A 10,203-nucleotide genomic window follows, 5' to 3' on the forward strand; every position below is an offset into this window, starting at 1 on the left:
GCACAGGGGGTGGCGATGGCGAGACCGAGGATCGTGGTGGTGGGGGCGGGGTTCGGCGGGTTCTCCTGCCTGCGGGGCCTGGAACGCAGGTTGCCCCGGGGCGCCGCGGAACTCGTCCTCGTCAACCCCTCCGACTACCACCTCTACACGCCGCTGCTTCCGCAGGTCGCGGCGGGCGTCGTCAATCCGGTGGACGTGGCGGTCCCGCTGCGGGCCCTGCGGCGCACCCGGCTCAGGCCGGGGGAGGCGACCGGGGTCGACCTGGACGCGCGCACGGTGACGGTGTGCGACCGCGACGGCGACGTCACCACCATCGGGTGGGACCGGCTCGTGCTCGCCCCCGGCAGCGTCACGCGGGCCTTCCCCGTCCCGGGACTGAAGGAGCACGCGCACGGCTTCAAGACCATCACCGAGGCGGTCCACCTGCGCGAGCGCGTGCTGGCGCAACTCGAACTGGCCGACGGGCTGGCCGAGGGGCCCGAACGGGCCTCGTACACCACGTTCGTGGTCGTCGGGGCGGGCCTGGCCGGCACGGAGTACGTCGCCCAGATGCGCATGTTCGTCCGCTCGGCGCTGGCCGCCTACCCCCGGCTGCGGGCCGAGCACATCCGCTGGATCATCGTCGACCCTGGCCGCAGCATCCTCTCGCACCTGGACCCCCGGCTGTCGGAGCGCGCGCTCGCCATCCTGCGCGCCCGTGACGTCGACGCACGGCTCGGCGCCGCCGTCGACCGGCTGACCGCCGACACGGTCCACCTGAACGACGGCACCACCGTGGCGTGCCGGCTGCTGGTGTGGACGGCGGGCGTCGCCGCCGCCCCGCTGGTCGGCGAGCTCGGGCTGCCGACGGAGAAGGGCCGCCTCGTCGTGGGCGCCGACCTGGCCGTGCCCGGACGGCCCGACGTCGTCGCGCTCGGGGACGCGGCGGCGGTGCCCGACCTGACCCGGCCGGGGTCGGTGTGCCCGCAGACCGCCCAGCACGCGATGCGGCAGGGGCAGGCCGCCGCCCGCAACGTCGCCGCAGGGCTGGGCTACGGGCGGGCGCGGCCGTACCGGCATCGCGACCTCGGCTCCGTGGCCGACCTCGGGGGCGGGCAGGCCGTCGCCGCGCCGTTCAACCTGCGGGTGACGGGCCCGGCGGCGGCGGCGATCACCGGCGCGTACCACCTGTTCGCGCTGCCCGCCACGGGCAACCGGCTCCGCGTCGTCACCGACTGGGCGCTGACCGGCCTGCTCAGTCGCCAGACCGTCGGCCTCGGGCTGGTGCCCGACGCCGCCGCCGAACTCGACCGGGCCGAACAGCTGAGCATCCGGCCTCCCGCCGGCTGAAAGGCCTGTCAGGGGCGTGGAAGGATGCTCCCTGTTCACGGTCGTCCGGGAGGGGGAGGTTCCGTTGACCCGCGAGAGACGGAACACGAAGGCGCGCTTCCCGCACGACGGACGGCCCAGCCTGGTGTGAGTCGAGAGGAACGCCCTCATGTCCGGATCACTGTCCCGCCGAACATTACTGACCGCGGTGCCCACAGCCGTCCTGCCCACCGTCCTGCCCGCCGCCGCCTCGGCGGCGGAGCCGGCCTTCGCGGCCTTCCGCGTCGTACGCGGCCGGCCCGGCGAACCCGGCACGCCCGAGGTCACCCTGCCCTCCGGTTACGAGATCCTGCCGGGCGAGCGGTATTCCGTGGCCTCCCGCGCGGAGTACTACACGTTCGTGCGCGGCCCGCGCGACGCCGCCGGCATCGAGGTCACCGTCCGCTGGCCGGGCGAGCGCGTCGAAGCCGTCGTGCACCAGGACACGCGGCTGGAGCTGCGCCGCGTTCCCGGCGACAGGCACAGCGTGTCCTTCGCCCTGCCGATGACCCAGTCGTCACCCGACGCCAACCAGCCGACCCTGCAGATCTGGAGCCATCCCGACGTCTCACCGGGCATGAACTGGCGCATCGAGCACAACGATCCCGACCGCGCCGCGGGCCCATGGACGACGGTGCCGTGGCCGGCGGGGCCGGTCGCGTCGGTGATCCACCAGATGGTCGCGGCCCACACCATCCTGCGTGACTCCGGCATGGTCGACGTCGCCGCGGCCAAGGGACACCGGTTCGTGCTGATGGGCATCGAGACCAACAACACCCTGCACCCCGACAATCCTCCGCACTGGCACATCTCGTACAACTCCGGCGCAGACTTCGCCGCGCCCACCCACAACCCCCACTTCTGGCTCGACCCCGACGGCCGCAACTTCTACAACGGCATGGACGTCACCGGCCTCGGCCGGCTGAAGTACTACGTGGGTGACCCCGCGCCGGTGTACGACTTCGTGGGCGACGCGAACGACGGCCGCGGCGACCTCGTCGTCACGTTCACCCTGCGGCAGGACGGCGGCATCGACGTCACCTCGCCCCAGGGCCGCGCGTACGCCATCGCGGCGGGACGCAACGGCGACCTGGTGAAGGAGGTCACCGCGCTGCGCGACGGCGAGCCCTGGCTGCGCGTCCGTACCGAGGACCGCGTACGCCAGGGCGTGCTCGTCGTGCGGGTCGAAGGGCTGCGGGACCACGCGGATTCCCGCGTGCGGGTCCACCGCTACGACCGGTTGACGGGAGTGCTGCTGAACCGGCCGTGACGGGCGCTCGCGGTCAGGGGTGAGGACGATCTGAGGCCGTCCTGAATGACCGTGACGTTAGGTTCCCTGGGTCCGTATCGCCTTGGATCAAGGAACCGCATGACGACAACGCGTTTTCTCGCCATCGCCGCACTCTCGGCGATGGCCGCGTCGGTCGCGGTCGGCGCGCCCGCGAGCGCCGACCCGGCACCGACCGCCCGAACCAGCCCGCTGATCGAACTGGTCACTCCCAAGAGCAAGGGCTTCTTCTACACCGCCAACCCCGCCGAGGCTCGGCGCGCCGTCCAGAAGCACGGCTTCAAGCGCACCCCGACCCCGCTGGGCCGGGTCGCCGCGAAGCCGTTCAGCGGAGGTACGGCTCTCTACCGTCTCCGGTCCACGTCGGCCATGTCGTACATCCTCACGGCCGATCCGGCCGGGCTCAAGAAGCTGATCGCCTCAGGCAAGTTCGTGAACGAGGGCATCCTCGGGTATGTCGGCAAGACCGGCGATCCGGCCAAGCGGATCTGGCGTCTCCACTACGACAACCAGCCGAAGTGGCGCATCGCCATCACCGCGCACAAGGACTCCATCCTGCGCAACGAGCCGGGCTGGTCCCTGGACGGCCCCTCCGGCTACCTCCAGTGACCGCTGGGCGTCCCTGACACGTCAGGGGCCGCCCTCACCTGGGGACGAGCCTGCGCCCGACCCGGCCGCCTCGCTCCGCGGCCGGGTCTGTGCCATGTGCTCCAGCCGATGGCGGGCCCTGGAACGTGTCTCGCCTGACGAGGGGACTCTCTCGGACGGCCGGCCGCGGGCGCTACCCCTCGACCTTCAGCGCCGTCGTGCCCAAGGATGTCGTGCCGGAGAAATATGCGGTTCCGGTGCCCGACCACGTCAATGTGGCCAGTGCCGCGAGCGCGAGAACAGCGCCGAGCAGTCTTTTCCTCATGTCGTCCCTTTTTCCGGCATGGCGCGACCGGTTGATCGCACTGGGCGAAAGGGTAGGAAAGGAAGGATTCACGAGGGCTTCGTATCGTCTTCAACCTGGTGCTAGCCGATCAGTGATGCGGCGAGCCGCAACGGCGAAGGCAGCGCCCAGCGATCTTTGGTCGCTAGCGACCAAAGATCGCTAGCGACCCGTATGACGGGCCTGGCCACTCTCGTGCAGCTGTCGTCGCCCCCGCGCCGCGTGGTCGCCCGAGCGCCCCGCCGCCTCCAGGGCGAGGATCTCGAGGGCGGTCTTTCCCTGCTCGTCGCCCTCCAGATCGCACCAGACCGTCACAGCGAGCGCGAGCCGGACGACGTGGGGGTGCAACCCCTCTGCCATCGCCAGCCGGATAACGCGGAACAGGACGACCCGCTCAGCCCGGAACCAGGCCTGCGCCTGCCCGCGGTCCCTCAGGTGTTCCGGCCGTACCTTCGCCGCCGGAGCGTCCGGGGCGATCAGCTGCGCCGCCGGGTCGAGCAGCAACGCGGCCCGGTACGTGGTGTGCAGGTAGTGCTCGATCGTCCGCAGGACCGCCCGGCGATGGGCGGAGGTGTCCCCGGCGCGGGCGAGACCCCGTGCGTACGTACGCAGCAGTTCGTGGAAGGAGAACCGGGAGGGCACGGTCTCACCCACCAGGTGGGCATCGAGCAGCGTGTCGAGCAGCTCGCTCACCTGCGGTGCATGCAGCCCCGCGAGGCTCGCGAGCGCCGCCTCGCCGACGTCCGGCCCCGGATGGACGGCCAGCAGCCGGAACAGCCGGGCTGCATCGGGAGGCAGCGCGTCGTAGGAGCGGGCCAGCACGGCGCGCATGTCCGTGAGGCTGTCCTTGGTGGCGAGGACGCCGAGGTCGTCCCTGACCCTGCGCAGATCGGCGGCCAGGGCGGCCATCGGCGACAACGGGCGGGCGACCGCGCGGCCGGCCACGATGGCGAGCGCGAGCGGCAGCCGCGCGCACAGCTCGATGATCTCGTCGGTGGCGGCGGGGTCGGTGGCGATCCGCTCCCGCCCCAGGCGGCGCGCGAGCAGATCCCTGGCCTCCTCCCGCGTGAGCACGTCCAGCGTGAGCAGCGCGGCGCCCTCCGAGGCGACGAGGCTGCTCAGTCCCTGGCGGCTGGTGACCACGACCGCGCACCCGGCGTCACCCGGCAGCAGCCGGCGCACCTGCTCGGCATCACGGGCGTCGTCGAGAACCACCAGCATGCGCTTGCCTGCCAGCACCGTCCGGTAGAGCGCGGCCCTGGCCCGCGTCTCCGCCGGGATCGCCTGCGGCGGCACTCCCATGGCCGTGAGCAGCGCCGGCAGCGCGTCGTGCGAGCTCGTCGCGGCGGCGGAGGGCCCGAACCCCCGCAGGTCGACGTAGAGCTGACCGTCGGGGAAGTGCGCCCTGGCCCGGTGCGCCCAGTGCAGGACCAGCGCGGTCTTGCCCACTCCTGCGGTGCCGGAGACGACACAGATCCTCGTGTCCCCGTCGAACAGGCGGTCCATCCGCTCGCACGCGTCGTCACGGCCGGCGAACCCGGCCACCGCCACCGGCAGCATGCAGGGCGTGGGCGACGTGGCCGGGCGTTCTTCGTCGGCGAGCAGGGACAGGTGCCTCCGTTGCAGCTCGGGGGAGGGATCGACGCCGAGGTCGTCGGCGAGGCGGTGCCTGAGCCGCTCGTACATCGCCAGCGCCTCGGCCTGCCTGCCGCAGCGGCCGAGCGTGAGCAGCAGGCGCTCCCACAGCGGCTCGCGCAGCGGATGCCGGAGCGCGAGCTCCTGCACCTCGGCGACCAGCTCGTTGTGGCGTCCCTCGGCCAGTCCCAGGTCGATCCACCGTTCCACGGCCGACAGACGCTGCTCCACCAGGCGCACCGCCTTGGGCCCGCACAACGTGCTGGAAGGGAGGCCGCCGAACGGGGCGCCCCGCCACAGGGCGAGCGCCTCCTCCAACCGCTCCCGCTCCGCTCGTGTTCCCCGCGACGCCGCCGCCCTGGCCAGCAACCGGTGAAAGCGCAGCACATCCACGTCGTCGGGATCCGCGTCGAGCCGGTACCCGCCCCTCACCGTGCGGATGGCCGCCGGCCCCAGCACGCGGCGCAGCCTGCTGACGTAGGTCTGCACGCTACGCCGCTGATGGGCCGGCGGATCGTCCGGCCACAGCGCGAAGGCGAGTTGCTCGACCGTCACCGTGTTGCTCGCGGACAGGGCCAGAGCGGCTAGCATCGTCCGCAGCCGGTTCGAGCTCACGTCGATCGCCGTGGACCCCCGCCACACCTGCAACGGACCCAGCAACGCGACACGGAGCCCGTGGTCCTCGAGATTCTCCGGTCCGTGATCGGCCGCAGGCGCCGAACCGAGCGCCGAACCGTCCGACGGGCGTCCACCGGCATGGGCCGTGCCTCGCCCGTCGCTCATGCTCCGGGATCGTCCAGGCAGATGTTGGAGCTGCCCGGCCTGATCTGCACGGTCGGTGACGGCCGGAAGGCGGCCGGCACCGAGCCCCGGCCATGGCACAAGGTGAAGGTGCCGCCCTGGAGATTCACCAGGACGACGTGGCAGCCGGCCGACGGCCGGTTGTCGAACGAGACGACGTGGGCCAGTCGCGACTGGTGCTGGGTCGGGGGCTCGCACTGCTTGTACGACACGTTCTCCACGTCAGAAGAACCCGAGAACAGCGTGACCTGCCCACCGGCCGTGCCGGCCACCGCCGGGCTCGAGAGATATCCCGCGGTCACCGTGGCGAGGGCGGTCAAGGCGAGTCCGGCTGTCATCGTTCTGCTCGTCGGCGACAATGTTGCGCTCCCGTTTCTGGTGCTTGTGTCCTGTCCGGAAGATGCTCGGCCCTCGGGAGCTGTCGCACCAGGGTGGGCACAGGACATAGACCGGTCATTTCCGCGTCCGCAACGACCGTGCCGGACTCGCGCGGCTACTCCACCGGCCGGTCCCTGCACGCGGTCCCTGCGGTAGGCGGAGTGCCCGTCACCGTCGTACGTCATGTGATTTTTGTTTGGATCGCCAGAATGAGCCGGATGAATACGGGCAGAGGTCGCATCATGCCAGGGAGGGGATGGCTCGCCCGGTGGCCGGTGATCCGCCAGCTGACCGGCGAGGACGGCAGGAGCGACGCGGCACGGTCGTCCCGCACCGACGCCCTGCGCCCTCGCACCGAGGACGCAGGCACGGTCGCCCGATCGATCTGCCCCTACTGCGCCGTCGGCTGCGGCCAGCTCGTCTACGTCGAGGACGGCCCTGACGGCCGCAAGGTCACCCAGATCGAGGGCGACCCCGACTCGCCGATCTCCAGGGGCCGGCTCTGCCCCAAGGGCTCGGCCAGCAAACAGCTCGTCACCCACCCGGGCCGCCAGACCCAGGTGCTCTACCGCAGGCCGTACGGCACCGCGTGGGAGCGGCTCGACCTGGACACCGCGATGGAGATGATCGCCGACCGGGTGGCGCGCACCCGGCGGGAGACCTGGGAGGAGACCCACGAGGGCAACGTCGTGCGCCGCACGCTGGGCATCGCGAGCCTGGGCGGGGCGACGCTCGACGACGAAGAGAACTACCTGATGAAGAAGCTCTACACCGCCCTCGGAGCCATCCAGGTCGAGAACCAGGCGCGCATTTGACACTCCTCCACCGTCCCCGGTCTGGGGGCCAGCTTCGGGCGTGGCGGCGCGACCACCTTCCAGCAGGACCTGGCAGGCGCGGACTGCATCGTCATCCAGGGCTCCAACATGGCCGAATGCCACCCCGTCGGCTTCCAGTGGGTGATGGAGGCCAAGGCCCGCGGGGCCAGGGTCTACCACGTGGACCCGCGCTTCACCCGCACGAGCGCGCTGGCCGACCGGCACCTGCCGATCCGCGCGGGCAGTGACATCGTGCTGCTCGGCGCGCTGATCAACCACGTGCTGGAGAACGAGCTGGACTTCCGCGAGTACGTGCTGGCCTACACCAACGCCGCCACGATCGTCTCCGAGGACTTCCGCGACACCGAGGACCTCGACGGCCTGTTCTCCGGCTGGGACGCGGAGACGGCCACGTACGATCCGAGGAGCTGGGCGTACGAGTCGACCGGCGAGCAGCCCTCGGCCGAGCAGGCGGAGGGCGGGCGCCGCGACGCCGACGCGGCGGGCTCCGACACCTTCGGGGCGGGCGGGCCCGCCGCGCCCCCCAGCCCGAGCACCGACCCGACGCTGACGCACCCGCGCTGCGTCTACCAGATCGTCAAACGGCACTTCGCCCGCTACACCCCGGAGCTGGTCGAGCGGCTGTGCGGCATCCCGCGCGACGGCTTCGCCGAGCTGGCCGAGGCCGTCACCGCCAACTCCGGCCGCGAGCGCACCACCGCCTGGGTCTACTCGGTCGGCTGGACCCAGCACACGGTCGGCGCGCAGTACATCCGCACCGCCTCGATCCTGCAACTGCTGCTCGGCAACATGGGACGGCCCGGCGGCGGCATCCTCGCGCTGCGCGGCCACGCCAGCATCCAGGGCTCGACCGACATCCCGACGCTGTTCAACATCCTGCCCGGCTACCTGGACATGCCGCACGCCGGGCGGCACCGCGGCCTCGACCACTACCTGGAGCTGGAGGGCGGCGCGACCGGCTTCTGGGGCAACCGGCGCTCCTACCTGGTGAGCCTGCTCAAGGCGTGGTGGGGCGAGGCCGCCACCGAGGAGAACGACTTCTGCTTCGGCCACCTGCCGCGCATGACCGGCGACCACGGCCACTACACCACGGTCATGGGCCAGATCGACGGCACCGTGAAGGGCTATTTCGTGGTGGGGGAGAACCCCGCCGTCGGATCGTCGGGCGGCCGGGCGCAGCGCCTCGGCCTGGCGAACCTCGACTGGCTCGTCGTCCGCGACCTGGCCCTGGTGGAGACCGCCACGTTCTGGCTGGACGGCCCTGAGCTCGAGACGGGCGAGCTGCGCACCGAGGACATCGGCACCGAGGTGTTCTTCCTGCCCGCGGCGAGCCACGTGGAGAAGGAAGGAACCTTCACCAACACCCAGCGGCTGCTCCAGTGGCGGGAGAAGGCCCTCGACCCGCCCGGGGACTGCCGCAGCGAGCTGTGGTTCTACTACCACCTCGGCAAGCTGCTCAGGAAGCGCATGACCGACGACGAGATCGACCGGCCCGTACGTGAGCTGACCTGGGACTACCCGGAGCACGGCGTGCACCGCGAGCCCTCGGCCGAGGCCGTGCTCCGCGAGATCGGCGGGGTCGGCCCCGACGGGCGCGCCCTGTCGTCGTCCACCCAGCTCCGGCCCGACGGCTCCACGACATGCGGCTGCTGGATCTACTGCGGCGTGTACGCCGACGAGGTCAACCAGGCGGCCCGCCGCCGCCCACGCGGCGAGCAGAGCGCCGTGGCGCTCGAATGGGGTTGGGCCTGGCCGGCCAACCGGCGCATCCTCTACAACCGGGCCTCCGCCGACCCCGAGGGCCGCCCGTGGAGCGAGCGCAAGGCGTACGTGTGGTGGGACGCCGAGCGCGGCGAGTGGACCGGGGACGACGTGCCCGACTGCGAGATCGGCAAGCCGCCCGGTTACGTGCCGCCCGAAGGCGCCCACGCCCAGGACGCGCTCGCCGGGACCGACCCGTTCATCATGCAGTCCGACGGCAAGGGCTGGCTGTACGTGCCGGCCGGCCTCGTCGACGGCCCGCTGCCCGCCCACTACGAACCGCACGAGTCCCCGGTCGCCAACCCCCTCTACGCCCAGCGGGCCAACCCGGCCCGCCGCACCTACCACCGGCCCGAGAGCCCGTACAACGCGCCGGACGGACGGTTTCCGTACGTGCTGACGACGTACCGGCTGACCGAGCACCACACGGCGGGCGCGATGAGCCGGCCGCTGGCCTACCTCGCCGAGCTGCAGCCCGAGCTGTTCTGCGAGGTTTCCCCGCAGCTGGCCGGTGAGGTGGGACTGGACAACGGCGGCTGGGCCACGATCGTGACCAGCCGCGCCGTCGTGGAGGCGAGGGTGCTGGTCACCGGGCGCATGCGGCCGCTGCGCGTCGGTGGCGAGGTCGTGCACCAGGTCGGCCTGCCCTACCACTGGGGCTGGGGCGGCGGTGGGCTCGTCACCGGTGACGTCGCCAACGACCTGACGCCGCTGGTGCTCGACCCGAACGTCTACATCCAGGAGGGCAAGGCCATGACCTGTGACGTGCGGCCGGGCCGCCGGCCGAGGGGCCGGGCGGCGCTGGAACTGCTGGAGAGGTACCGCCATGGCTGAGCGGATGGGGTTCTTCACCGACACGAGCGTCTGCATCGGGTGCAAGGCGTGCGAGGTGGCCTGCAAGGAGTGGAACCAGATCCCCGACGACGGCTTCGTCTTCGAGGCGACCTCCTACGACAACACCGGCATGCTGGGCGCCAACACCTGGCGGCACGTCGCGTTCATCGAGCAGTCACGGCCGGTGCGGGCGGGCGACGAGGAGGGCGTGGACCGGTGGCTGATGTCCTCCGACGTGTGCAAGCACTGCACGCACGCCGCCTGCCTGGACGTCTGCCCGACCGGGGCGCTGTTCAGGACCGAGTTCGACACGGTGGTGGTGCAGGCCGACATCTGCAACGGCTGCGGCTACTGCATTCCGGCCTGCCCGTACGGCGTGATCGACCGGCGGG

General features: G+C 71.8%; 8 protein-coding genes. 5 read left to right on the forward strand and 3 right to left on the reverse strand.

Going from position 1 to position 10,203, the window contains the following annotated elements:
* The 3 genes from E1267_RS40065 to E1267_RS40075 form a co-directional block, all read left to right on the forward strand.
* Window positions 1-1,329 (forward strand): NAD(P)/FAD-dependent oxidoreductase (locus E1267_RS40065; protein ID WP_220449908.1); only part of this gene is annotated, 1,329 nt, incomplete at its 5' end.
* 148 nt (window positions 1,330-1,477) lie between these two features.
* Window positions 1,478-2,617 (forward strand): hypothetical protein, encoded by a 1,140-nt coding sequence (locus E1267_RS40070; protein ID WP_132340947.1) that lies wholly within the window; start codon window positions 1,478-1,480, stop codon window positions 2,615-2,617.
* Between the two features lie 99 nt (window positions 2,618-2,716).
* Window positions 2,717-3,244, forward strand: coding sequence for a hypothetical protein (locus E1267_RS40075; RefSeq protein WP_132340949.1), 528 nt, complete (start codon window positions 2,717-2,719; stop codon window positions 3,242-3,244).
* Between the two features lie 172 nt (window positions 3,245-3,416).
* Here E1267_RS40075 and E1267_RS47520 read toward each other — a convergent pair whose 3' ends face one another.
* The 3 genes from E1267_RS47520 to E1267_RS40085 form a co-directional block, all read right to left on the reverse strand.
* Window positions 3,417-3,548: a hypothetical protein gene (locus E1267_RS47520; RefSeq protein WP_281283752.1), complete on the reverse strand. Its 132-nt coding sequence runs from the start codon at window positions 3,546-3,548 to the stop codon at window positions 3,417-3,419.
* Between the two features lie 180 nt (window positions 3,549-3,728).
* On the reverse strand, window positions 3,729-5,792 hold the full coding sequence (locus tag E1267_RS40080; protein WP_165960073.1) for an AfsR/SARP family transcriptional regulator: 2,064 nt from the start codon (window positions 5,790-5,792) through the stop codon (window positions 3,729-3,731).
* 188 nt (window positions 5,793-5,980) lie between these two features.
* Window positions 5,981-6,340: a hypothetical protein gene (locus tag E1267_RS40085; RefSeq protein ID WP_132340953.1), complete on the reverse strand. Its 360-nt coding sequence runs from the start codon at window positions 6,338-6,340 to the stop codon at window positions 5,981-5,983.
* A gap of 282 nt (window positions 6,341-6,622) precedes the next feature.
* Between E1267_RS40085 and fdh the strand changes: the two genes are divergently transcribed.
* Both fdh and E1267_RS40100 read left to right on the forward strand, forming a co-directional pair.
* A complete protein-coding gene (gene fdh / locus E1267_RS40095) occupies window positions 6,623-9,811 on the forward strand; it encodes a formate dehydrogenase (RefSeq protein WP_246064600.1) in 3,189 nt (1,062 codons plus the stop codon).
* The coding region (locus E1267_RS40100; protein ID WP_132340959.1) for a 4Fe-4S dicluster domain-containing protein at window positions 9,804-10,203 on the forward strand (400 nt) is incomplete at its 3' end. The genes fdh and E1267_RS40100, both read left to right, overlap by 8 nt.

Source organism: Nonomuraea longispora (genome assembly GCF_004348345.1).
GTDB lineage: Bacteria > Actinomycetota > Actinomycetes > Streptosporangiales > Streptosporangiaceae > Nonomuraea > Nonomuraea longispora.